This window comes from Mariniphaga sp. (genome assembly GCF_041687215.1).
Taxonomy (GTDB): Bacteria; Bacteroidota; Bacteroidia; order Bacteroidales; family Prolixibacteraceae; genus Mariniphaga.
This window is the reverse complement of sequence record NZ_JAWLCI010000016.1, coordinates 46837-71691: the sequence shown is the minus strand read 5'-3', so window position 1 is coordinate 71691 and position 24855 is coordinate 46837. Positions and strand designations below refer to the sequence as shown.

The following is a 24855-nucleotide window of genomic DNA, read 5'->3' as shown; positions in this document are numbered from 1 at the left end:
GAACAGTCGTAAAATCCAACAGGTGGAAAGGATTTTGGAATGAATTTTCTGAAAGGTATTATACAAAATTAACTGCGTAATATGAGAACTGCACCCCTATTTTTTAAAGAACCCGCGACCCAAATCCGCCAGCTGGCGGATCGTGCTCTACCAACTGAGCTATTCTCGCAATATTATCACTATTTTTTACAGAACCCGCGACCCAAATCCGCCAGCTGGCGGATCGTGCTCTACCAACTGAGCTATTCTCGCAATATTATCACTATTTTTTACAGAACCCGCGACCCAAATCCGCCAGCTGGCGGATCGTGCTCTACCTCCCGATAACTATCGGGATGAGCTATTCTCGCATTAATATAACTATTTTTTACAGAACCCGCGACCCTCCCGATATAAATCGGGATGCTCTGCCTGCCGGCAGGTATTCTCGCAAAATTTTAAAAAAAGTACCCGGAGGGGGACTTGAACCCCCACAGCCATAATGGCCATTGGATTTTAAGTCCAACGTGTCTACCATTCCACCATCCGGGCATCCTTAAATAAAAAAAGAGCGAGAAACGGGACTTCCCGATAGTCATCGGGACAGGCTTCTCGTCCCCTTTCTCTCTCCCTGAGCGAGAAACGGGACTCGAACCCGCGACCCCGACCTTGGCAAGGTCGTGCTCTACCAACTGAGCTATTCTCGCAATATTATCACTATTTTTTAAAAAACCCGCGACCCAAATCCGCCATCTGGCGGATCGTGCTCTACCTCCCGATAACTATCGGGATGAGCCCTGCCTGCCTGCTGGCAGGTATTCTCGCATTATTTTTTTTGTTAAAGAACCCGCTTTTAAAGCGATGCAAATATATTGCTAATTTTTTGTTATCGCAAAATATTAAAAAAAAATTCCCCTGAATTGTAAGGTTGACATAACCTCAGCGCAATCCGGCCAGTTTTTTAATCTCATTGAGTTTGTTTAATGCTTCAATGGGTGTAAGGTTGTTTATATCGAGATGGGCAATTTCATCGCGAATTTGTTTTAGAACCGGATCGTCCAGTTGAAAAAAGCTGAGTTGCATGCCTTCGCGTTTGGAGCCGATTTCCCCCAGCGGTTTTGCCAGGTTTTCTTTTTCTTTGCTTCCTTCCAGTTTTTTCAGAATTTGTTCGGCACGTTTGGTAACCGATTTAGGCATGCCGGCCATATTTGCAACATGGATACCAAAACTGTGGTTGCTTCCGCCCCGAACCAGTTTGCGGAGGAAAATTACTTTATTGCCCACTTCCTTAATGGAAACGTTGTAATTTTTCACCCGCGGAAAAGCGCCTTCCATTTCGTTTAACTCGTGGTAATGGGTGGCAAAAAGCGTTTTTGCTTTGGCGCGTGGATGCTCGTGCAAATGTTCCACAATGGACCAGGCAATGGAAATGCCGTCGTAAGTAGATGTTCCTCGCCCCAGTTCGTCGAAAAGAATGAGGCTTCGGTCTGAGACGTTGTTCAGAATGCTGGCTGCCTCGTTCATTTCCACCATAAATGTGGATTCGCCAAGCGAAATGTTGTCGGAGGCTCCAACACGGGTAAAAATTTTATCCACCAAACCGATTTTGGCTTTTTGCGCAGGAACAAAACTTCCCATTTGTGCCAGAAGCGTTATCAGTGCAGTTTGTCTGAGCAGCGCTGATTTACCCGCCATATTTGGTCCGGTGATAATAATTATCTGTTGTTCTTCCTGATCGAGATGCACATCGTTGGCAATATACGATTCGCCTATGGGTAACTGGTGCTCGATAACCGGATGGCGGCCTTCTTTGATATCGATTTCATTACTGTCGTTTATTTCTGGTCTGTAATAACCATAACTTTTGGCACATGTGGCAAACGAAATCAGGCAGTCAATTTTAGCCAGAATATTTGAATTTAACTGAATGGCCGAAATGTATTCTGACAGCGCCAGAATCAAATCATTAAAAAGTTGAGTTTCGAGAGTCAGAATTTTTTCTTCAGCCCCCAAAATTTTTGATTCGTATTCTTTTAATTCTTCAGTAATGTAGCGTTCGGCGCTCACCAGGGTTTGTTTCCGAATCCACTCAGACGGAACTTTATCTTTGTGTGTATTTCGCACTTCAATATAATAACCGAAAACATTATTGAAACCCACTTTTAACGACGAAATGCCGTATTTTTCACTTTCCCTTTTTTGCATCTGAACCAGGTAATCTTTACCAGACCAGGCAATTTTGCGCAAATCATCAAGTTCCTCCGAAACACCTTCGGCAATCACTTTTCCTTTATTTACGGCTGTTGGCGGGTCGGCCACAATTTCTTTCTGAATGCGGTCGCGGATGAGGCTACAGGAATTCAACTGTTCGGCAAACCGGTTCAATGTTTCATTTTCTGCATCGGCACAAACCTGTTTAATGGGAGCAATGGCGTTCAGCGCATTTTTCACCTGCACCATTTCACGCGGATTAATACGCCCCACAGCCACTTTGGAAACCAACCGTTCCAAATCGCCAATTTGCCGCAGATGGTCTTCCAGATTTTCCTTTATTTCGGGGTGTTTCAGAAAAAATTCCACGGCATCGAGTCGCTCGTTAATCGGACCAATGTCTTTCAAAGGCAGTGCCATCCAGCGTTTCAACAGGCGCGACCCCATGGGTGTAATGGTTTTGTCAATTACCTGGAGTAACGATTTTCCCCCTTCGTGGATGGGCGCAAAAAGTTCCAGGTTACGAATGGTAAACCGGTCGAGCCAAACGTAATGTTCTTCTTCAATCCGGCTTAATCCTGTAATATGCTTTATCTGATGATGTTGGGTCAGGTCGAGGTAGTGAAGTATCGCACCCGAAGCAATAATAGCCAAAGAAAAATTTTGAATGCCATACCCTTTCAGCGAAGTGGTTTCAAAATGACGGATGAGGCGGTCGGAGGCAGCATCGCTTGTATAAACCCAATCATCAAGGTTGTAGGTGTAATATTTATTCCCGAAAATTTCGGTGAATTCCTGACCTCTGCCCCGCTGAAATAAAACCTCTTTGGGTTGAAAAGAACTGAGCAGCTTGTCAATGTATTCGTAATTTCCTTCGGCAGTTAAAAATTCGCCGGTTGAAATATCGAGAAAGGCAACCCCAGCCATTTTTTTATCGAAATGAACCGATGCAAGAAAGTTGTTTTCCCGGTTTTCAAGGATGTTTTCGTTGATGGAAACACCAGGAGTTACCAGTTCAGTTATGCCGCGCTTCACAATATTTTTGGTGAGTTTCGGGTCTTCCAACTGCTCACAAATTGCTACTCGCTGCCCGGCACGAACCAATTTGGGAAGGTAAGTGTCGATGGCATGATGCGGGAACCCGGCAAGTTCCACATAACTGGCTGCGCCGTTTGCGCGGCGGGTGAGTGTAATGCCCAAAATTTCGGCCGTTTTTATGGCGTCTTCGCCAAAGGTTTCATAAAAATCGCCTACCCTGAAAAGCAGTACGGCATCAGGATGTTTGTCCTTGATTTTGTAATACTGCTTCATCAAGGGCGTTTCCACATATTTTCTCGATTCTGTCATCGGGAAACAAAGATAGTGGTTTGGTTTTCCCAACGAAAATATTCAGGGGCTGGTTCAGTCAATATTTTTCAACAAAAAATCAAGGTAACATTTGCGGTTAATGAGTTTTAATTCTCCATTATATTCGGTTTTCCAGGCTTTGGGAATTCTGAATTTATCTTTGTTCAATTTAATTTCATAACCTGCAAGGCCTGTATCCGTCTCTTCTACGTAATCTATTTCTGTACCTGAATAGGTTCGCCAAAAATAAGAATGTACATTTTTTCTGTGATATAGTATTTGTTTCCTGCGTTCAGCTACAATAAAGTTTTCCCAAAGATTCCCGACATCAGTCCTCAAATCAAATGGTTTTAAATTGTCGATTAAAATGTTTCTTATACCATTGTCGTAGAAATAAATTTTATCCATTTTGGAAACTTCATTTCGTGGATTACGACTAAATGCAGGAAGCCGGAATATTACAAACGCTTTTTCCAACAAATCAATATATCGTTCAACAGTTTCGCGGTTAATCCCCAGTTTGTTGGTTAACTCATGAATGGAAACCTGCTGCCCGACCTGAAAAGCTATCAAACGGAGCAAATCCCTTATTTTGGCTATATATTTGACTGTTGTCAGTTGCAAAACATCTTTGAAAAGATACGATTCACTAATGTCTTCCAGCATTTCCTTTTTTTCATTCGAACTGCTAGTGTAAACTTCAGGATACAATCCGTAAATCAATAAATCTTCCAGTTGCTGATCAAATTCATATTTGTTCTTTTCATCGGAAATCTCTTCCAATGACAAAGGGAGCAGATGAAAAATCCGTTTCCGTCCGGTTAACGGTTCTGAAGCACTGTTAGCCAAATCAAATGAAGATGAGCCAGTTGCAATAACTTTCAGGTGCGGCATTTCATCATACATAATTTTTAAAACCAAGCCAATATCCGGCACACGTTGCGCTTCATCAATAATTAGCAGCTGGTATCCTTCAGTGAGATCAGAATAAACTTTTAAGTCGCGCTGTATTAAAAGGTTTTCATTTTTACTCAAATCTGCTGAAAGATACAAAGCCCTTAATCCCGATTCTTTCTCCAGGTTTTTCACAAGTGTAGTTTTCCCTGCCTGTCTGGGGCCATAAATCAGCATTATTTTCCTGCTTTTTGCCAGGTGGTTCAAACATCCTTTTTGAATATACCGGTAAATCATTGTCTAATATTTATTTCAAAAATACAAAAATTTACGGTTGACCATAAATATTTATACTAAATTTTTACGGTTGACCATAAATATTCATATAAAATTTTTACAGTTAAAAAGAAAAACAACATTTAATACAGCCCGGCATAACACCATTAAACTTATAAGATAAAATACCACATGGAATTTTTGTGGAAGAAAGATGCCAGATAAAACAAAAAACAACAACCAACCGGTAACCAGAATAAAATAATACCGGGTAACCGGCCTCCATCTTTTTATTTTCCAGAGTATTGCAAAAACTAAATGTAAGGAAATGGCCCACATCAGATTGTAATTTGGAGACATGGCCGGATAACAAACCACGATATAACTACCCCCATAAATCCGTAGAACCCAAAAATAAGGTAGTCTAATTTGTAATTTATTTTTCTTTTTCTGTATTGGTTAAAAGATATCCAACCCACAACAAAAAGCAAAATACCAAAAATTACTGCAGGACTGGCTATTTTTAAACTTTTATACCTCATTTCGGGGGCCTGGTAAATAACATGCGTGGATTTTACAAGCGGTCTTATTTCATTTTCGCTTTTTAGTGTTGCATGTGCAAAATGTTTCATAAGATAATCGGGCAAAAACATTTCCTCGAAAACCGATGCTTTTTGATCTGAAAGCGCAGCAACAACCAGATCGATTCCAAAATTCAGCCACAATAATTTTGAATGATACTTTTTAATTAATTCCCGAAAAGTTTTTTGATTTTGGGAGTTTTCAGGAAATATAACTTCTCCGTCAGTTTGTTCCTGAATAACATCACGAATACGGGTAGCACAATTATCAAAAAAAAAGTTGTAACGGTAAATTCTGTTTTCCTCCCTGGCATTCCAAAGCAGGAAATCAAAAACTTTTTGTTTTTCAGCCGGGGTAACATTCAAAATTTGTTCAACTATGCTTCTTTGGTCGGTTATATATTCCTCAGCAAAAGTGGAAAACTCATAAGCGCCAAGCAAATAATCGGTTTGTCCGCTCGCAAACCGATATATAAAATTGGGGGTATTAAAATTGAAAACTCCATAGTTAAAAACCACATCGTAATTGTATGTAACATCTTTTACGCGAATGGCAGAATGCCCGTAAACCGAATAGGGTTCATTGCCGGGACTGCAGGTTAAAACACTTATTTCTGCCTGTTGGGACAGCACAAAGGCAGTGGAAGAATTTTCCTGAAATAAAAAGAACAGACTTAACAAAAACGTCAGGTACGAAATTCTCATCGATTATAATTTTCCTTTAAAGGAACAAAAAAGCAGAAACCAAAAAGAATTCTGCAATTGAAATGTTTTTTGGTATTGATTTTTTCTACAGCAGGAATTCTGTATGATTAATGCCAGGCACCGAGAATTGCTCCCATAATAACGTAAATTACCGTATTGTAGCCCACATTAATAAAAAATAAACCCCAGGGCTTTTTTTCGTAAAGTACATCGTTTAACCGGCTAGTGCCAATCCAGAATATGGCAATCATCAATCCGGCAAAAATCCCAAAACCCGCTGTGGCTTCAGGGCCAATAAACATAGCAATTGCCAGCGCTGCCAATGCAGTTGCAATGTAATTAACCACCATTATCACCGGCATAGACATGCTACTGTCTTTCAATTCTTCTTCAGTAAAACCATGTAGTTTCATCCAGGTTTTCCCAAATAAAGGGCCATACCAAATCCAGCCCACAATAAACGAACTAAGAGCGGCCACAATAACGGCCAGATAGTTAATGCTTCCAAATACTTCAGATGGTTCCATAATTGTTCATTTTAAATTAGACTGGTATAATTTACGACATTTCAATCTTTTTTTCGATCTTTGCCCCGAGAAATATAAAAGAAGGGGAAGATATGAGTTGTGCAGGATGCTCGTTCAATACTATAAATACTGAAGAAAAAATTGATGTTTACAATTGGCTGAATGATTTACCAGATACATCAGACCAATCTGATATAGTTGAAGTTAAGTTTAAAACCACACGAAAAGAATTTTACAGGAATACCGAAGGAATCCCACTTAAAAGAGGCGACAAGGTGGTTGTGGCTACCTCGCCCGGACATGATGTGGGAGAAGTTTCGCTTACCGGTTACCTGGCTGACAAGCAGTTTGAACGTAAAGTGAAAAACCCTCGGCGTTACACCTTGAATACCATTTACCGGAAAGCTTCTGAAAACGATTTGCAGGTGCTGAACGAAGCGCGTGGCCGGGAGAAACTGACGCTGGTAAGGGCGAGGCAAATTGCAGCCGACCTGGGCCTCGACATGAAAATTGGCGAGGTGGAATACCGGGGCGATGCCAAAAAAGCCATTTTTTACTACATTGCCGATGGGCGGGTGGATTTTCGCGAACTGATTAAACATTATGCCCACGAGTTCAAAATAAAAGTAGAGATGAAACAAATTGGGGCTCGCCAGGAAGCAGGTTTAATTGGCGGCATTGGTTCGTGTGGCCGGGAGTTGTGCTGCTCGAGCTGGCGAACTGATTTTTCCAGCATTTCGTCGGATGCAGCGCAAAAACAGGGACTTTCACCCTCAGCCCAAAAAATGGCCGGCGCCTGCGGAAAACTGAAATGTTGCCTGCTTTACGAACTGGATGTTTATATGGAAGCCAGGCAGGAATTTCCGGAAGAATTGATATACCTTGAAATGGCCAAAGGGCTGGCCAAACCTTTAAAAACAGATTACCTGAAAAAAGAAATCTGGTTTACCATTGAAGGAAATGCAACCTCAGGAACATTCGCCCTTTCATTAAAAGAGGTAAAAGACATTATTCAGCAAAATAAAAAGGGGCAGAAACCGGAATTGCCCAAAAAAGAAATTTCAAACGATGAGGAACCAGGCTGGCAAACCATGAATAATGAAAGTATGGACCGGTTTGAAAAGAAAAAACCCGGGAAAAACAAAAACCGCAGAAAAAAGAGCAACCTTAAAAACCGGCGACCAAAAATAAAACTTAATAAAAACTAAATCCCTAATTATTCTGGTTCGTGAACTTTTCAATTTTTTCTTTCAGGTCTTTAAATGCAACGGGTTTAGCCAGGTAATCGTCGCATCCGGCCTGAAATGCTTTTTCCATGTCGCCTTTCATGGCATAGGCGGTTTGAATGATTACGGGCAAATCAGGAAATTCAGATTTAATAATCCGGGTTGCTTCAAACCCGTTCATTACCGGCATCCGAACATCCATTAAAACCAAATCGGCTCCGTTTTGGCGCAGGTATTCAATGCCACCCGGTGGTTCTTCAAAATTCACCAGATTGCATCCAAGCAAAGTAGCCACACTTCTCAAGTATTCAATACTCGATGGATCATCTTCAAAAGAAACAATTCTTTTTTTTCCGTTTAAAGTTTCTTTTTTCTCAGGTTGCTTTTCCATATTTTTTTTAACAACAGTTTTTTCTTTCATTTCCCGGGGAACAGATACATAAAAACGAGACCCCACACCCAATTCCGATTCTACCCAAACTTTTCCTTTCAGGCGCTCAACTATTCCCGAAACAATCGCCAGCCCCAGTCCGGTTCCCTCATATTGCCTCGAAAAACCTTCCTGTGCCTGCCTGAACGATTCAAAAATAATATTAGTTTTTCCTTCTTCAATACCAATTCCGGAATCATCAACGAAAAGAACCATTTCTTCGGAAGAAGATTCATAGCATCCAAATCTGATGTGCCCTTTTTCAGTAAATTTAAATGCATTATCGAGCAAATTGCGAAGAACCTGGAATAACCGGTTTTTATCAGACCACAGCATATCGTGATCAGGCGTTCCACAATAATCAACTGTAAAATCAATATTCTGAAGTTTTTCAGATTTTTGACTTTTATACATTTCGTATATTTCTTCAAGCAGATCGTTGATGCTGAAAGCTTTCTGATCAACTTTTAATTGTTTCGCCTGAATGAGAGAAATATCAATGACATCATCGATTACGGCAGTAAGTCTTTGTCCTGAACTTTCAATAATTTTTCCGAAATATTCCAGTTTTTCCTGTTCCAGTTCTCCGGAGGTTATAAGATTTGAAAAACCAAGAATGGCATTGAGCGGAGTGCGGATTTCGTGACTCATGTTGGCTAAAAAAAGTGATTTGAGTTTGTCGCTTTCTTCAGCTTTTTGTTTGGCTGCTTCCAACTCCTCCATCATTTGTTTCCGGCTGGTAATATCATGCCCAATTCCAACAAGGCCAATAATCTGACCGTTTTTATTTCTTAACGGAACTTTGGTGGTTAAAATCCAGCGTTTGGGGTTCCCCGGCAATTCTTCTTCCCTGTTAAAAATGGTTTTCCCGTGTTCGATAACCTGCTGGTCATCTTCAAAATACTTTTCGGCCATTTCTTTTGGGAAAATGTCAAAATCCGTCAGGCCAATTACCTCTTCGGGCCTCTTCGCTCCGCAATTAATCAGGTCTCCTTTGTTTGAAATTATTTTGCGGTAGTTTATATCTTTCATATAAATGGCATCGGGCAAATTCTGAATGAGCGTATTTAGCAGGGTATTGATTTTACTTAACTCATTCTCTGTCTTTTTCCCCGATGAAATATCCTGAATGGTACCACGCAGAAAATGACCATTTGGGCCTTTTTCTACATCGGGCTTACAAATAATTTCAATCCATTTGTCAGGGCCATTTTCGCCATTTATCTGAAACTGATGTTCAAATGGTTTGCCCTCAATAATTGCAGATTGTATGGCATTTTTGAATAGTTTGTAATGTTCTTCCCCGGTAAAATGCTTAAAATCTTCAATAACAGGCGAAGCCGGAATATTCTTTTTTTCAACAATTTGCAAAACCTGATCTGACCATTGCAGGTTCCGGTTTTCCGGATCGAATTTCCAGTTTCCTATTTGGGCAATTTGTTGTGCAAGATTTAGGTCAGTTAAGCTTTCATGGAGTGCACCCTGGGAATTAACCACTTCAGTTATATCATTTGCAACACCAAAAATCATGTTTTTATCTTCCCTGTATTCGGCAATGGCATGAATATGACGAATCTGGCCGTCATTGGGGCGTTTTATTTTATACCTGACATTGTATGTTTTTCCTTTTGCGATTAATTCATGGATGGCATCGTCAAGTACGCCGCGAAATTCCGGCAAAGCAATCTTTTTTAGCTCATCCAACGGCATAGATTTGGATTTGATGCCATAAATTTCTGCGGCACCATTTGTTCCAAAAATCATATTAGTCTGCAAATCAATTTCCCACGAACCAAAAGAAGCCAGTTTCTCAGCCCGGCTCATTCTTCGGGCGTTTATTTTCATTTCTTTGGCAGAAATAGTTTCGTTGGTAATATTTGAATAACTGACCAAAACCAAATCGCCTTCCAGCTTTTTAACTTCCGCTTTATAATACTTTTTCGCTTCAATTTCCTTGTTTTCCAAGATGAAACTTCCTTTGGAATCCTTTTCCAGTATCTGTTGACAAATACATTTGCCGTTAACCTCCTTGCAAGGATTCTCCTTAAAAAATAGCTGGATAAAACAAGGATTCTCCCCCGGCTTCACTTTCGAATCATTGGTCTGAACTATAATCTTTTTCTTTAAATCAATAATATAGTAATGAAATGGTAGCGCCCCTAAAATTTCTTCTGCATTCATGTCTTTATCACTATAAATAAGATGAAAACCTCTAAAATAAAACCAAGCTTAAATACACACCTAATTTTTTAAAAGGTTTCACCGGGTTGTTTTAAAATCGGGTTTTGTAAATCACACCAAGTTTGAACTTGCTAAATTTTCACGGTGCAAAAATAAATTTTATTAAAAACAAACAAGCTAAAATGTACATATAAATATAAATTTCAGCAATTTGGAGTTTCGGCAGTGAAAAAGATTTAATTACCGGTAAGCATTTAAGAACGATTTTATCCAATGCTCAAATCCGGGAAAAGGTAATGTTACTTCGTTATATATTTCTGAAATGATTTGGTTCGAAATAGAATCGAAATCTTTTTGCCGTGGCAATACCATAATTCCTCCCAACTCAACTGCCGCCGGACTAACAACCACTTGTTTTTCAGCTATTTCATAAAAATGAGATGGCCTGAGTTTTTCACGAGGAAAAATAATCACCCTCCATTCTTCCTTTTCAAAAAAGCATAAAATATTCAACATGGGTTCGTTTCCGTTTTTCTCTGGCAGAGAAGAATATACATGATGGAAAGTATTTAATAATTCTGTCCGATGCGAAGAAACAATGCACACAAACCTCCGCAAATAATTTTTAACTGCAAATATTTTCAACCCTCGCTTATGAACAAGAACTTCTGAGTGATTTTTTTCCAGAGTTTCAAGTTCATTTTCAATGGGCAAAAATTCTCTGTTTCCGGCCTGAAAATGAAAATGATCGGGAGCCGAAGCACCACACTGTGGGCCATTGTAAAAAACGGTGAAATCTTCCAACTGGCGGGAAAGTTCCAGCATATCAGGAAAAAAATTTAAAATTTCTTGTGGCCTGTGTTCAAGAAGCGGAATGGTAAGATGAACCGGAAAAACAGGAAACGGATTAACCAGAATCAGAAACTTGTTCTGAAAATTAAGTGCTTTTTGTTCTGGCGGCAGATTTTCAGGGCACAAAAAACACGGGCGTTCGGAAATGCTTTTAGAATCTACTTTTGCTGCCGAAGAACGAATTCGCCCCGGATTGTGCTGGGCAATAATTTTAAAATGCCCGAAATCAAAACTCCGGGTTTGCACATCGGAAAGCGCTTCGTAATTTTTCCGAACAAGTTCCCACGTTTCACGTTGCTGTTTTACCAGAGCAAAAGCCTGTTCGTTCAGCGTGGAAACCGGGCCGAATTTTGAAAGTTCCGAAGATGAAATTATTCTTTGCTCTAACATGTCAGTTTTCTTTTTTTATTTCAGACCTTGAAGGTTTTTGAAACCTTCAAGGTCTGAACGAAAATTGTGCCTGTTAATCCCTGCCTGCTTGTTTCATCCGTGCCAGCAATTCAATGGTCCGAATGCGGTCTTTATACAAATTGTGCGCATTCTGTTTGGCAATATCCAGCGAGGCATCGGTATTGTCTTCCCAGCGGCGGCAAAGATAAACCGGTTCATAAATCCGTCCTATTTTGTATGTTCGCGAAATGGCCAGTCCCACGGCATAATCTTCACCATAACTTACATTGGGCACTTTTATTTCGCGTAAAACCGGTGTGTAAAATGCACGCGGAGCACCCAAACCGTTAATACGCAGAGCATTATTTGGCCCGTTATCAGAAGTCCATTCCCTGTGGTCGATTAATCCGGGTGGAATTTCCTCCAATTTGAAGTTGGTCATTTGGTAACTGCCAATTACCATGGCACATTTTTCTTCATGGAATTTATCCACAATGGTTTGCAGAGTATTTTCGCTGGCATACAAATCGTCGCTGTCGAGTTGCACGGCAAACCGACCGCATTTTTTATGAAAAATTCCTTCGTTCCAGCACCCGCCAATTCCCAAATCTTTTCGTTCAGGAACAAGGTGAATCAACATGCCTTCGCCGGCATATTTTTGAAGTATTTCGGTTGTTCCATCAGTGGAATAATTGTCCACCACAATCAGGTTGAACCAGAAGTCCGTTTTTTGAATTAACACGGATTCCACCGCATCTTTAATGGTTTTCACCCGGTTTCGCACCGGAATAATCACCGAAACTTCCACCGGAAATTCATATTCTGAAAAATCAACTTCTTTAAACGGAGGAGAAAGAAATGCACCTATTTTTTTCAGGTGACTGGTGCAAGCCTTTTCCATTTCAATCTGTTTTTCACGGGCAGAGGGACTCACATAATCGAACTGTTTTTCGCCCGATTTTCGGGTGTCGGTTTCCACCATGGTGAACAAAAACTCGGGAACACGGACGAGTTCGCCCAACCTTGCCGCATGAAGCCGCAGTGCATAATAACCGGCAAATTGAAAATTCTCTTCTGAAAAACTTTTCAATACATCCGTCCGGTAAAACTGCACCGGACCAAAATTAAAATCGTCGCGCAAACTTCCCTTTTGGTAATCGATTACCGGATGGGCGGTTTCATCACCGTTTTTCACCTCGCGGTAATCGGCATAAACCATGGCTGCTCCTGTATTTTCGGCTACCTGAAACAACCTGGAGATGGCAAACTGCCCCAATTCAACAGGCGAATTGTTTAAAGCCAATAAGCTATATGTTGCAGAAGATTTCTTTGCAATTAATTCGATGGTTTTTGAAGAAAAAGGCATTTCTACAACAAGTGTTTCAATACCGGGTATCTCAACTGCTTCCGGACAAATTACAAAAACGTTGTTTACCAGCGCATTTGCATTTAAAAGCATAGACATTTCCCGGGTTTTTTTCTGTCCGGTAAAAGCAATGAAACAATCTATTTTATTCATTTGGTATTTTATTTCCATTCTTCACTGAGATTAAAGGTTTGCAATTTTTGTCGGCTTGCAGGGATTCGAACCCTGGACCCGCTGATTAAGAGTCAGCTGCTCTGCCAACTGAGCTACAAGCCGTTTTCTTGCAAAAATAGTAAAAACAAACACAATTATTTCCTTTCATTTTGAAACAAATATGACTGATTTGTTGTATCTTGATATCATTTAAGACAAAATAGTATTTTGTAAACTTTTGTCGGAAACCATTAAATGAATGATTATGAATATTCATGCAAACAAAACACAGGACAGTAAAAACCATGTGGTTACAAACAAAATGCCTCAGAAACAGAATTCCAGCCAGAATGGCGAACCTGCATTTCAATTTGTAGATAACCGACCCGAAACCACAACACAAATTCAACTGCAAAAAATGACACTAAACAGTCCTCATGCAAATCAAGCATTGCAATTAAAAACTATTGCAAACAGCCAGGCAGAAAGTCCCATACAAAAACAAGGAATTGAGGAAGAAGAACTTTTACAGGGGAAATTCCTAACCGTTCAAAAACAACCTCTTGAAGAAGAGGAATTGTTGCAGGGAAAATTTAAACCTGTTCAGAAAAAAGGGTTGGAGGAAGAAGAGCTGCTTCAGGGAAATTTCCATACTGTGCAAAAGCAGGGAATTGAAGAGGAAGAACTGCTTCAGGGAAAATTTGAACCGGTTCAGAAGCAGGAAAACGATACCGGTCTTCCGGATAACCTCAAATCCGGAATTGAGAGTCTTTCCGGCCTTACAATGGACGACGTTCAGGTGCATTTCAATTCTGATAAACCCGAAAGTATGCAAGCCCATGCTTACGCGCAGGGAACCGATATTCATCTGGCGCCGGGCCAGGAAAAACATTTGCCCCACGAAGCGTGGCATGTGGTACAGCAAAAGCAGGGCCGCGTAAAACCGACCATGCAGTTGCAGGGAAAAGTGAATGTGAACGATGATAAAGGGTTGGAAAAGGAAGCGGATGTGATGGGTGGAAAAGCTTTGCAGTTTACCACGAATCGAATAGTTTCAGATACACTAAGAAAGGTGCAAAATAGGACAAATGTGAATCAGTTAAGGGCCTCCCAGAAATTGGCTGATAATATTTCATCAAAGCCAATTCAAATGGGAAGGGGAAAACATCATGAAAGAGGTGAATTCGATTTGTACAATCAATATAAGGACGAGATTAAAGCTGAAAATCCTGACTTGCCTTATACAAGCCCGGAAATTGCAAGACTTGCAGCGGAAAGATTTAGAGCACAATACGGTGAACCTGACAAAAAAAATAAGATTGGAAAGTAACCATGACCACTCATTCAAATAAAACACAGGATAAAAAGAATCAGGTAGTTATAAATGGGATAACGCAAAAATCGAAGGGTGGAGAAGCTTCTTTCCAATTTGTTGACAACACCGCCCCGAAACCTCCACACAAATGAAACTGCAAAAAATGGCATTCACCAGCCCTCAGAAAAATCAAGCCTTACAACTTCAGGCTATTGCAAATAGCCCAACTAAAAATTCCGTTCAAAAACAGAGAATAGAGGAAGAAAATCTGCTGCAGGGAAAATTTGATGGAATACATGTGGCGGATAATGTAATACAGCGTAATGGCAAGGGAAAGGAGGTTGTTAATGACCTCACAAATCCAGGCTGGTTTCCACCGGGAAAAAGTGAAACCAACGCTGGGAAGGCCGCGATAACAGGCGCTGAACTAAAAATCCTCCTGCGTGGTGCCGCAATTGCTGCATGGGATACCTATTCCTATCATGCTACAAAATCAGAAAATACAGAAAGTATTGTCACCAAAGGGCTTGACCCTAATCGTGGCGGAACAGGGGCTGCTTCGGGCAACACTGAATTTGAAAAACATTCCAGAGGCCAGGTTCATTATACCCGAAATCGTGGATTGGCCGAAGATTATCAGCGGCATTTTCAGGGTGATTCACCTTTTGGCCGGAAAGATCCCAAGCCAGGGCCTGCAGAAGTATTGAAAATTGCAGTTCCGAGGGATGTTATTGAACACGAGGAGATTGACCCTGATAGCAGAACTTCTGATCGGGCATACCGAACAACAAAGCATATTCCGGGAAAATATATCAGAAAGACGAATCCTGTACCAATTCCGGAACCTAAAGCACAAAAACGAGGAAAACGAAAAGCTGAACCACTTATTCCCGGCGCGAATGCAGAAGCCTGGAAAGAACATGTTATTCGTTCATTCGCGGAAACCGATGCATTGATGAGTAATATGCCTTCATCAGCCACCAATGTGTTGTATGATGTAATGAAACGCGGGCTGGATGTGACTACGGTGCTTCAACTTGTTAAACAGGCGTTACAATCCATGCCGGCAAGTGATATACTGGAATTCAAGCCGGAAGATTACAAAGCCAACCCAAGGGTTATGCAAGGCGAACATATTGATGCAACGGGAGATATTCTTCCTCTCAAACATTAAATAAAAATATTAAACCAGAAATAACAGGAAAATAATGAGAAACGCGATGTATAATAATGAAAATCATAATTTAACGAAAAAAAAGATTTTGTATTTCAATTCATTCCCAAAAACACAGATTGTTAATGTGGCTTCGCTAATAGTATTTATGCTATTTTTCTCATTTAGTGCATTTTCCGAAAACAAAAACCTGATTTTTCCGCCCGAAAATCTTCCTGTGGAAATTTCGGTTGATTTGTACATCAATAAAATATACAACATCAACACAGTGGATGAAACCTACCAGATTGACGGTTACCTCGAATACTCCTGGGTTGATGAAAGGTTGAAACAAAGTGGTACAGATTCCATCTCCGGCCCCCGCCTGTATGAAAACGACAGGGCAAGAGAGTTTATAAACACAAAAATCTGGTTCCCAACCATTGAAATAATGAATGTGCAGGGTGAAATTGAAAAACCCGGCATCAGCATTGAAATCCATCCGGATGGAACAATTATTTACGACGAAAGATTTTTCGGAACGTTCAGCACCTATATGAATTTCAGAAATTTCCCGTTTGATACGCAAAACTTTAAGGTTCGGGTTGAAGCATTTTCGTACGACAACAACTATCTGGTTTTTACCAATCCGACTTTGTTTTTTGAAACAGAAAGTAACTCGTTCGTTGAAAAATGGAATATTACCGGGAAGACTGCAGAAATTTCAGCCCATCCTTACCCTGAAAACTATCCTGAAAACCCTCATTACTCGAGAGCTGAATTCGAAATTAAAGCTAAAAGATTAACCGGATATTACCTTTGGCAGGTGTTGTTTCCTTTGTTCATTATAATCATGGCATCATTTGTTATTTTTTGGATCAGGGATTTCGGCACACAAATCGGCATTGGTTTCACGCTCATGTTAACCGTTGTGGCGTTTAACTTTTATTCGGCTTCCATTTTGCCGGAACTGCCGTATCAAACTTTTATCGAAACCATCATCATTATAGGATATGTTTTTATATTCCTCGGAATTTTGGCCGTTATTATTAATTACAGGCTTTACAGTGATAAAGGAAACGAGACGAATAATATGCTGATGCGGATTTTGAGATACCTTTTCCCGCTGACCTTTTTTATTGCCTGGTTTGTGTTATTTATGCTGTTCAAAATCGATTAAATTTCTGGTAAAATTCGAACATTATTCTTTTTTAAAAACGGAAAAATCTTTCTCGAAATGCTGAATGGAATAAATGATCGTGTCCATAATATCGCTCAATTGGTCAGCAAGTAAACTGGTTTTAGTGGACAATGCCAAAACGTATTTAAAGTAAATCTGGCTCCAGGCCAAGTTGGTATTGAAATGCCCCAGTGGTAACTTGCGGTTTACATTTTGAATCAACGTTTTTAATTCACCCGGGCAAGGCGAAGGGATAAAAAAAGGATATTCATAATAAAACTGGATAAAAGAAGAACCTTCCAAATCGTTACTTAATGGCATCAGATTAATTACCAAAGTTTGAGCTTCTTCCCGGTTATTTCTGAATTTTACCGAAATCATATCCCACGAACCGGTTTCGCTTTTCGGTAAAATTTTACTTTCATATTCTATTTTCTCCAGATTGCCCTGAATCCCGCGAAGTAATGTTAAATCATCCATTTTCATTTACAATTTTTATAGTTCTCTCTGCTGAAAAGCTTGTAGCAAAATACTGATTTGCTTTTGCGGATCGCCGTTTTTTGAAAAAAGTTTCCCCTCATTTACTCCCGAAGCTTTGAGATACCGTTTTACTTTGTCAAAATCCTTTTTATCCTTTACCGGATCTTTGTACGCCAAATCTACAATTAATCGGATTAAATATTTCACCTGTTTCACCCTGAAATCATTTTTAGCATAGCTCGATTTTGATGTATCCAGATTATAAAACTTTCCTTTCTTTAAAACATCCTCTTTATTCAAATTTGCTTTTGCCTCTTTTTTTGCTTTTGAATTTCTTGCCTTTTGTTTTGCAAACCGGGTTACAGGCAAAGCAAGGTCGGTTGCCGCTGCCGCCCCTTTTACAACTCCGCCACCCATGGCTCCAACACCGGTTAAAGTGGCTATTGCTCCTGCTATTTTTGCCATTTCGGTGGCAATATGAATTCCCTGCCTCACAACTCTTTTCTTATTTGCATCCTTTAATTCTGTAGCTAATGTAAATTCGGCAACATCTTCACGTGAAAGCTCATGTTTATAGGTTTCGAGTTCGGCAATTTCCAACTTTAACCTGTTGATTTCATTTTGCAATTTCCCTTTATCGGTTTTCTTGCCGGGATTTGCTAATTCTTTCTCATATTTTTCAATAATTCTCTTTTTATTTGAAATGGCGGCATCATATTTTCTGTAATTTGATGAAGCTTCCTTCATTTTGTCTTTATCTTCTTTACTATTGTTTGCCAGCAGTTTTCGCTGGTCATTCATTTCTTTCCGGCTGTTGTTGGAAATAATCAGATAATAGGCTTCCATGATAATATTTACCCCTGAAATCGCAATGTCCAATCCGGGAACTGCAGCCATTAACTGTCCTGAAGCAGAACCATTTACCAACTCCATAAAAGCCTTTACGGATAAAACAATGCTTTTTGCGGTTTCCATGGCATGAATGGCAATTTCTCCGGCAGCTTTTGCTTTTTCGGGAGTTGAATAATCCTGGTGTTCATTAATCAGTTCCACAAGCTGTCGCATTCCGACAAAAGCCTCTTTAATGCCGGCGAATGCTGCGCCAAACCCCTCGAAAGCAGAACCAAACGCACTCGCAACAGTCGGGTTTTCGGAGCCGGATGCCGTGTGAACCAATTTTGAAATGGCTTCACCCGTCTTCATTCCGCCTTGCTCAATTTCCAATGCTTTTTCGATTAAATCGGCGGTGGAGGCTTCCGGATCACCTAAGCTAACAAAACCGTTGGCCATGGCCAGCAATCCGGTAATTCCGGTTATGGAATCCCCAACAATACCCATGTTGGCAGCATGAATTTTATCCTCACTTGATGCACCAGATCCACCACCGGTGTTCGTAAAAACCGTTTTATCGTTTAATGCATCGGCAACTCCGGTAATTCCTTCATTACCAATTAATGTGGCCGGTACTTTGGTTATCTCATCCACCACCGTATTTGTAGTGCCCAAACCTTTGACAAATTTTCCTTTCCCTTTTTCAGCTTTCACGTCCTCAAAAACATCCTCTCTGATATAAAACCCTGGTTCCATCGGTTTTCCTTCAACGCTGATTACCTTAAACCAGTTGTAAATATGTTCGCCTTCTGCGTCTTCATCCTTGTAAATTTCCTGGTTTGGGCCCCGCCTCGATCTGACTTTACTACCCGTTTCAATTACCAGTTCCTGTCCGTGAAAAATTTCCATTTCATCATCGCTGGCATGCAAACTTTTTTTGTTCATTTTAACCAGATGAGACACGCCGGTAACAATGATGTTTTTTTCTACCCGCTGAATTACAGGATTTACCTGCTGGCTGTTATTCGCCATTTCCCGGAGTTTTCTTTGGACAGCAGTTTCCGGGCGATTATCAACAAACTGAAACAGGGACTCACCGCCTGCGTTTTTCCGGGAAGTAACCTGCCCAACCAGCGGACTTTTATTTTCCTGTGTTTTTTCAGCGTGAGTCGCCATATATCTTTCTTTTAAAAATCAGGGCTGATTTTTCTGTTTATACTTATTTTTAATGATGGATGATTTGAAAATAATTCCCAGAACAATTCCAATAATAGCAGCCTGAATCAAAATCCAAAAGTTTGATTCTCCCTGGTTGCCGGCGCCGATGGAATCCAGGTCTGGTTCTAAAAACAGTCCCAATAACAGAGACAGTAAGGCTATAATAACTGAAAGCCAAAATGTTGCTATCAGAATAACCTGAATGGTTACGCCTCCAAGTTGAAACCGATACAGAAAATTTCTTGAGAAATTAATGAATACTGCCATCAATCCAAAGAGCAGGGTAATTCCAAACAGAATTCTGGAATAAACATACCACCTGCTAATTAAATCCCAGCAAGCTTCCATGTTTTCGAGAATTGTTTTGTCATCGCCGGTATAAGGTACATTTTTGGCATATCTCAGGTCAGAAATTTCTGCAAGGCGGTAATCTGCTGCAAATATTTTAAGATAACTTGAATCAGGATTTATCCTTTTATAATGCTGAAAGTGTGACCAGACTTCTTTCCAATTGGTAATTTCGAGCACTTCCATACTATTCTCCAGCGTAGTGTTTTTCAGGGAATCGTACAAACAGGGGCAAAATTCCTGAACCTTTTCATTTTCGGTTTTGTTAGCAACTGAGTCTATTGTAACAAAAGAAATTCCCAAAACATCCCACAATTCGGAATACCCATCGTCGTAACCCAATCCGCGAATGGCCACTCCACCCAAATTATTTTCAAGCACCCAGTTGTATTTCTGGTATAAACTGTTGCTGTTTTCATACCATACCTGTTTTTTGTTGAATTTTCCCTGCTCATATGTTGAAGGAACACTAATGTTCAAATATGCAGCAACCTGACTGGAATCAATCCCCTCATCAATAGTCCGCTCTAACTTTTGATTGTTTTTATACCTTTCAACAATCTCATTGTATTTCAACTGCTTTCCTGCATTTCCTTTAACCGTTATTCCCGCAAAATCTTCCACATTCCATTCAATACCCAAGTAAGAAAGCGTTACAATCAGTTTTGAAATGGGGATTTTTCCGTTGCTGTAAAAATTAACGGTGGATTCAATGGTACGTTGTCCGTATTTATCGCTGTTATATAACGGACTGGGTGTTAGTGCTATATTGTTGTTTACACTTGTCAGTTCATCAGTCAGTACAAAATAATAATCAACCAACTGATTCAGCTCAAAAAAGTTAAATGCACCTATTTTAAATAAACTTTCATCGTCTTTCACTGCCGGAATTGAAATATTTAACTGAATAAGGTCATTTCGGCTGTTGAGAAACTGGCGGACATCCCGGATGAATTGTAGAAAAACATGTCTGTCAGACGAATTGATAAAATCGAAGTATATATTTACTCCAGTCAGTTTTTGATCTGAGATAATTGCATCCAGTTCATTCAAAAATGTTTTTTTGGCAACTTCATTATTCAAAAACTGATTGATAACAGCCGGAAGTTTGCTGTATATGGTAAGGTGCACATCACAATTTTTCCGGTGAGCCAGGTCGATAACCCCACCAGGCTTCTGAAACTCTGCCAAATCCTGCAGGTTTCTGATTCTGCCGTTGGCCCCAATTTCATAACCATACAAATTAATAGCCGACAGATAGCTGTAATTGTAATTTAAATATTCCGTTTTGTTCCAAGGATTATGCCACCCAATTACATTAGTTTTGGTAGTTAACCTTTTTCTTATCTGATTCTTTTTGTCAGCTAAACTATCGGGTTCATCAGTTCCCAAATCACTTGAAAACTGAATTTCACGAATTTGTTTCAAAAAATCATTGTTCCGGTTTAGCAACTCCTGTTTTGCCTTACTTTCCTTGTCTTTTATTACAATCTCCTGAATAACTGTCTCTATTTGCATTTTCAGAGAATCAATAATTTCTTTCGAGGCTTTTTTGTCCAGATTATAATTGGTCACAATAGCATCAATGCTTTTGCTGATTGTTGCACTGTTCATCGTAATGGTATCCAATTGATCCATAATGTCATAAACAGTAGCAGAATCTACTTTCAGTTTTCCTTTCTCAACCAGATTCTGCATAAAATTATAAATCCGTTCTTTTTCATTCCGGTTTCTGTTATTTCTGAATTTTATGGGTTGAATAATTTTTTGGATAAAGTTTAAATCACCCTTTCCAAACGATAGGGTAGTATCAATCACAACTGTTGCCGGAGCAATTGAATCCTGGGCTTTTGCCATTTCGAATTGAAAAGCAACAATAAACAAGAGGATTGCCCACCTTATTTTATAAACTGATTTTTTTATACCTGTCCGGTTATTCACTTGATTTCAGTTTTAATAAATACTATTTTCATTTTCACACCCATTCCACATGCATTGTTTTTTTCATCCACGGAAGTTTTATCAGTGATATATTCCAGGGAATTGATTTTACCAGGATATCAACCCCCTTTTTTTCTACATCCAGGTAAACTTCCCCGTTTTTAAATCTCAAAATTCCCTCCCGCTGTAAAAAGGTTTCCTGGATTCCTTCAGGAGTTGAGGATTTAACTTTTTCCCAATTATTTATCAGCCCGTGCAATAAACTGCTGGCCAGTTCTTTTTCTTCTTCCGTTAATGTGACAAACGGATCCAGATGATCTTCTGGCAACATTCCGGCGAGTATTTTATTGAGAACCAGCTCGTATTCCGGGAAATCGGTTTCGTTAAAAATCAAGTATTGAAGAAGATAAACCGCCCTGTTTTTGAATTCAGCATGTACAAACTCCCCATTTTTTACAAACGAAAGATGCTCAAACAAGCGGGTTAAAAACGGCCAGAACAGAATAAGCCCGGCATTGTACACTTTAATTCCAACCCCGGAATCTTCATCAGAAAATATAGTTTCCATTTTTTTATTAAGCTCTTTTATATGATCTGGAAGTCCGGTTTTTAAATTCAGTAAGCGGACTAATTCAGCAGGAAAAACAACCTCTTGCTTTAATTCAGGTTGCTGAACTTTGTAGTAAACCGATCTTAAAACCTCATTCCAGTTTACACGTGGGTATTGTCTTTTTATAAACTTTAAAAATTCAGTATGAAACTGATTCTGGGAACGCTTTAAATTTTCCTTGTAAAAATCCAGTGAAAACGCATAAACTGCCTCTCTCCATTGCTCGGGAGTTATATTTCTGAAATAAAAATACGGGCCGAGTTTCAGATACGATTGAATTTGTTCTGCAATTTCGTGGTTCTCTTTTAACCACTGATTCAGAATCTGATCATCGGTTAAAAAATAAAGACCTTTATATAATAATTCGGTGTTTTTTGCTGCTTTTTCAAGAAAATCATCAATATCGCTAATGTCCGATTGACCTTCTGTTTTTTCAGGCACTCTCCCGGGTTCATCGTGAATCTTTGATTTGTTTTTTTGGTTTTGAAAAACCTTTTCCCATTTTAATTTCAATTCCTTGCTTCCGGCAATTAACCTGTCAATTTCAAAACATGCAGATTCCGGGATTCTGCCGGCCAGCTTTTCAAAAATTTGGGATTCCTTTTCTGCCAACAAAAGGCTTTCTTCAAATTCACCGGGAATTTTTCCGGCAAGTTTCTGAAGGTTATTTATCACTTCCGGAAAAGTTAGCTGACCTGCCCACCAAGGCAAAAAACCATGTTGTGCATAAAAATCCAGAATCCCGAGTTGATGCTCCAATGCCTTAACCTGATTCTGCTTTTCCGGTTCATTTTTTACGTTTACAACTGGTTCAGATTTATCCGGGGCTTTCCACAATTCAACCAGTTCTATGAGTTCATTTGAACCTGAATCCAGCATTTTTTCAATAACGGGATAAAACAATTCCGGCTTATGAACCGCTTTTAATTTTTGGAGCAGATGGCTAAAAAATGTTTTTGCAAATGTTTCTGAGGTTAGCTTTTTTTCCTGCACAAAAGCCTGAATTGCAAATTCTTCAACGACCGACCTCCAAAATTCTGCATTTAGTTTTCCTGAAAAAGTTCCGGAAAAAAAAGAACGGAGTGCGGTCCGATACTGTTCAAACTTTTTGTTTTCAAAAAGATAATCATTTGAATCAGTTTTTTGCTGAAACTTTTCGAAGCCTGCAAGCGGTGATAAAGTTTTACTTACAGTTTTCCACTGTTTTTCAGGCAAATAGAACTTCAATAAAGTGAAAACCAGTTCCTGATCGCTGGTGTATTTTTGAATGGATTCCAGAAAAAGTTGCTGGTTTAAATGCGCATAAAAGGCAATTTTTTTAACTATTTCTTCCACAGCATTTCCTGAAAACCGAACACCGGTTTTAGCAAAACGTACCTGGTTAACAAGCAAATTCAAATCTTTCTCCAGCGCGGTTTTTATCCGGTTTTTGTCCGATTCATCATCGACCAGGTGGCGAAGATTGTCAGGAATCCTGAACTCTTTTGCCAATCCAGCAATTAAAAACTCCAGGGCAACCGACCTGAAAACAGCTTGCAGGTTTTCACCTCCGCTTTCGGCCATTGCCTGCATAAATATTTCATTTTGAACCGGTTTTTTGTTAATCCAAACTTTCTCTCCCAAATCGAATTGCTGCGATATTTCATCCATAATTTTTGACAACCCGCCAAATACTTCCTGAAAAAAATGAAGGAAATAATCTTCCAGTAAATCCTGTTTGCCATCGGGTACCAGAAATTTTATCCGTTCAGACAGACTTTTCAATCCCTCAGTATTTTTAATTTTTTGGGCCAGGAAATCGTCGCGTTGCTGAATCAATTCCTGAAAAATCTGCTGAACCTCACTCAGATTAAAACGGCTGAAAGGTTCCGGCAGGCTCCCATTTGACAGATAATAAAGAACAATTTTCTTTTTGTAAACCTTCGAAAGTTCATTGTCCTTAAAGGAGTCGGGACTTAAAATCCGGGAATCCTGATTGGCTAGCACTTCGCTATCTGAAAGCAATTTACGAATGCCAGAAATTTCAGTAAAATGTTTTTCGTCTTCCACAACCTGAAGCATCTTTTTTGGTCCGATGCTTTCTACCGAATGAATAAATTTATGAAATTCAGGACTTCTGCCAATTTCTGAAATGTCAAGTCCGGCACTGTAAATCAGGAACAAAACAAATTCTTCATTATCCAGTTTCCGGGCAGAATTTTCGTGCCAGTACAAAATTGCCTCTGTCACAAAATAGGTTATCTGCTTTTCTGTTTCTCCCGAAAATTTTGCATGGAATTGAGTTGCAATATTTTGAGTGAATGCGCGAATTAATTTATACAGTGAGTCGTCGCTTTCGGGATTAAATAGCCCAACCAGAAAAGAAGCACCCGATTCAGTGAGTTGTTCGATAAGTTGCTCTCTTTTTTCACTGCTCCGAATGGCCAAAAAGATCTCCTCCTTCAACAATTCTAAGTTCCATGAATTAAGGTTTTCACCCCCGGCATTTAAAAATTCCACCAGTTGTTCAATGCTTAAAGATTGATTTTCAGACTTAGTTGGAAATTTGCTTTTTTCACCCTGAAGTTGTTTCAACGAACTTTCGGCCATCATTAAAATTGGGTCGGTTCCTTTGTTTCTTAGGATAACCTCTGCAATTAAGTTGATATCAGGATCGAGAAC

Annotated in this window: 15 protein-coding genes and 3 tRNA genes; 4 read left to right on the top strand and 14 right to left on the bottom strand. The window is 39.7% G+C overall.

What is annotated here, in order from left to right; all coding sequences use genetic code 11:
- Positions 1-447: 447 nt before the first annotated feature.
- From ACESMA_RS08115 to ACESMA_RS08090, 6 genes are all read right to left on the bottom strand, one after another.
- Positions 448-531: transfer RNA gene (locus ACESMA_RS08115), tRNA-Leu, on the bottom strand.
- 82 nt (positions 532-613) lie between these two features.
- A tRNA-Gly gene (locus tag ACESMA_RS08110) sits at positions 614-686 on the bottom strand.
- 232 nt (positions 687-918) lie between these two features.
- Complete coding sequence (gene mutS / locus ACESMA_RS08105; RefSeq protein ID WP_372948293.1) at positions 919-3501, bottom strand: DNA mismatch repair protein MutS; 2583 nt, start codon at positions 3499-3501, stop codon at positions 919-921.
- A gap of 90 nt (positions 3502-3591) precedes the next feature.
- Positions 3592-4728 carry an ATP-binding protein gene (locus ACESMA_RS08100; RefSeq protein ID WP_372948292.1) on the bottom strand — a complete coding sequence of 379 codons (1137 nt, stop codon included), beginning with the start codon at positions 4726-4728 and terminating at the stop codon, positions 3592-3594.
- A 317-nt stretch (positions 4729-5045) separates the two neighbouring features.
- On the bottom strand, positions 5046-5993 hold the full coding sequence (locus tag ACESMA_RS08095; RefSeq protein ID WP_372948291.1) for a DUF4105 domain-containing protein: 948 nt from the start codon (positions 5991-5993) through the stop codon (positions 5046-5048).
- Between the two features lie 107 nt (positions 5994-6100).
- Complete coding sequence (locus ACESMA_RS08090; RefSeq protein ID WP_372948290.1) at positions 6101-6520, bottom strand: DUF1761 domain-containing protein; 420 nt, start codon at positions 6518-6520, stop codon at positions 6101-6103.
- Positions 6521-6612: 92 nt separating this feature from the next.
- On the opposite strand from ACESMA_RS08090, the gene ACESMA_RS08085 reads away from it, so the two are divergent.
- The gene (locus ACESMA_RS08085) at positions 6613-7728 is read left to right on the top strand and encodes a stage 0 sporulation family protein (RefSeq protein ID WP_372948289.1); all 1116 of its coding nucleotides are present in this window, start codon (positions 6613-6615) and stop codon (positions 7726-7728) included.
- Between the two features lie 4 nt (positions 7729-7732).
- On the opposite strand, the gene ACESMA_RS08080 is transcribed toward ACESMA_RS08085, so the two are convergent.
- The 4 genes from ACESMA_RS08080 to ACESMA_RS08065 all read right to left on the bottom strand — a co-directional run bounded on the left by ACESMA_RS08080 (position 7733) and on the right by ACESMA_RS08065 (position 13241).
- Positions 7733-10141, bottom strand: coding sequence for a PAS domain-containing sensor histidine kinase (locus ACESMA_RS08080; RefSeq protein ID WP_372948288.1), 2409 nt, complete (start codon positions 10139-10141; stop codon positions 7733-7735).
- 456 nt (positions 10142-10597) lie between these two features.
- On the bottom strand, positions 10598-11599 hold the full coding sequence (locus ACESMA_RS08075; protein WP_372948287.1) for a DUF4922 domain-containing protein: 1002 nt from the start codon (positions 11597-11599) through the stop codon (positions 10598-10600).
- A gap of 73 nt (positions 11600-11672) precedes the next feature.
- Complete coding sequence (locus ACESMA_RS08070; protein ID WP_372948286.1) at positions 11673-13118, bottom strand: glycosyltransferase family 2 protein; 1446 nt, start codon at positions 13116-13118, stop codon at positions 11673-11675.
- Between the two features lie 50 nt (positions 13119-13168).
- A tRNA-Lys gene (locus ACESMA_RS08065) sits at positions 13169-13241 on the bottom strand.
- 142 nt (positions 13242-13383) lie between these two features.
- Between ACESMA_RS08065 and ACESMA_RS08060 the strand changes: the two genes are divergently transcribed.
- The 3 genes from ACESMA_RS08060 to ACESMA_RS08050 all read left to right on the top strand — a co-directional run bounded on the left by ACESMA_RS08060 (position 13384) and on the right by ACESMA_RS08050 (position 16766).
- Positions 13384-14448 carry a DUF4157 domain-containing protein gene (locus ACESMA_RS08060; protein WP_372948285.1) on the top strand — a complete coding sequence of 355 codons (1065 nt, stop codon included), beginning with the start codon at positions 13384-13386 and terminating at the stop codon, positions 14446-14448.
- A gap of 133 nt (positions 14449-14581) precedes the next feature.
- Positions 14582-15607 carry a hypothetical protein gene (locus tag ACESMA_RS08055; RefSeq protein WP_372948284.1) on the top strand — a complete coding sequence of 342 codons (1026 nt, stop codon included), beginning with the start codon at positions 14582-14584 and terminating at the stop codon, positions 15605-15607.
- Positions 15608-15734: 127 nt separating this feature from the next.
- Entirely contained in the window at positions 15735-16766 is a 1032-nt protein-coding gene (locus ACESMA_RS08050; RefSeq protein WP_372948283.1) for a hypothetical protein, read from the top strand.
- 21 nt (positions 16767-16787) lie between these two features.
- On the opposite strand, the gene ACESMA_RS08045 is transcribed toward ACESMA_RS08050, so the two are convergent.
- The 4 genes from ACESMA_RS08045 to ACESMA_RS08030 all read right to left on the bottom strand — a co-directional run.
- A complete protein-coding gene (locus ACESMA_RS08045) occupies positions 16788-17246 on the bottom strand; it encodes a hypothetical protein (RefSeq protein ID WP_372948282.1) in 459 nt (152 codons plus the stop codon).
- A gap of 15 nt (positions 17247-17261) precedes the next feature.
- Positions 17262-19253 (bottom strand): hypothetical protein, encoded by a 1992-nt coding sequence (locus tag ACESMA_RS08040; RefSeq protein ID WP_372948281.1) that lies wholly within the window; start codon positions 19251-19253, stop codon positions 17262-17264.
- Between the two features lie 18 nt (positions 19254-19271).
- Positions 19272-21584 carry a glycosyl hydrolase family 18 protein gene (locus tag ACESMA_RS08035; protein WP_372948280.1) on the bottom strand — a complete coding sequence of 771 codons (2313 nt, stop codon included), beginning with the start codon at positions 21582-21584 and terminating at the stop codon, positions 19272-19274.
- Between the two features lie 34 nt (positions 21585-21618).
- Positions 21619-24855, bottom strand: a 3237-nt coding sequence (locus ACESMA_RS08030) for a contractile injection system tape measure protein (RefSeq protein ID WP_372948279.1), incomplete at its 5' end; no start/stop codon positions are given.

Bases quoted from the DNA above. Each gene is read 5' to 3' on its own strand.
- ACESMA_RS08045 (WP_372948282.1), bottom strand. From the start codon at position 17,246: ATGGATGATTTAACATTACTTCGCGGGATTCAGGGCAATCTGGAGAAA.
- ACESMA_RS08100 (WP_372948292.1), bottom strand. From the start codon at position 4,728: ATGATTTACCGGTATATTCAAAAAGGATGTTTGAACCACCTGGCAAAA.
- mutS (WP_372948293.1), bottom strand. From the start codon at position 3,501: ATGAAGCAGTATTACAAAATCAAGGACAAACATCCTGATGCCGTACTG.
- ACESMA_RS08070 (WP_372948286.1), bottom strand. From the start codon at position 13,118: ATGAATAAAATAGATTGTTTCATTGCTTTTACCGGACAGAAAAAAACC.
- ACESMA_RS08055 (WP_372948284.1), top strand. From the start codon at position 14,582: ATGAAACTGCAAAAAATGGCATTCACCAGCCCTCAGAAAAATCAAGCC.
- ACESMA_RS08090 (WP_372948290.1), bottom strand. From the start codon at position 6,520: ATGGAACCATCTGAAGTATTTGGAAGCATTAACTATCTGGCCGTTATT.
- ACESMA_RS08075 (WP_372948287.1), bottom strand. From the start codon at position 11,599: ATGTTAGAGCAAAGAATAATTTCATCTTCGGAACTTTCAAAATTCGGC.
- ACESMA_RS08060 (WP_372948285.1), top strand. From the start codon at position 13,384: ATGAATATTCATGCAAACAAAACACAGGACAGTAAAAACCATGTGGTT.
- ACESMA_RS08085 (WP_372948289.1), top strand. From the start codon at position 6,613: ATGAGTTGTGCAGGATGCTCGTTCAATACTATAAATACTGAAGAAAAA.
- ACESMA_RS08040 (WP_372948281.1), bottom strand. From the start codon at position 19,253: ATGGCGACTCACGCTGAAAAAACACAGGAAAATAAAAGTCCGCTGGTT.
- ACESMA_RS08095 (WP_372948291.1), bottom strand. From the start codon at position 5,993: ATGAGAATTTCGTACCTGACGTTTTTGTTAAGTCTGTTCTTTTTATTT.